The organism is Bacillus sp. JJ1503 (assembly GCF_036965125.1).
Classification (GTDB): domain Bacteria; phylum Bacillota; class Bacilli; order Bacillales; family Cytobacillaceae; genus Cytobacillus.
In genome coordinates this window covers 6,795-7,121 of the sequence record NZ_JBALOZ010000307.1, presented here as the reverse complement: position 1 = coordinate 7,121, position 327 = coordinate 6,795, and the positions used below count along the sequence as shown (strand labels likewise).

Below are 327 nucleotides of genomic sequence, written 5' to 3'. Positions count from 1 at the left end.
AATATTTTTATACCAATTAACTCAATATTTTTCATAACATTTAATTTTATTGAGTAGTTCAAATTTTTCTTCAAATAACTGTTCATAAGCTCGTACAGGGTCCCATGTACTGATAATTGTTGAAGCACTAGATATCTTAATATTTTTAGTTGCTTGTACAATAGCCCCTAAGACAACTGTGTGTGCCTGAGTTGTAAAATACTCTCCAAGACCAAAGAAATCAATGCCTGCCTCTTCTACAAGCTTTGCTTCTTCAATTATTTCTTGAATTCGTTGTTGTTGTGTTATACGCTGTCCTGTATGTGGATTTGAAAGAGGATCATCTAA

At 32.4% G+C, this 327-nt stretch carries 1 pseudogene; it reads right to left on the bottom strand.

Annotated elements, in window-relative coordinates:
• Positions 1-81 precede the first annotated feature (81 nt).
• A pseudogene (locus V7149_RS20930) lies at positions 82-327 on the bottom strand (LLM class flavin-dependent oxidoreductase); the annotation flags it as partial.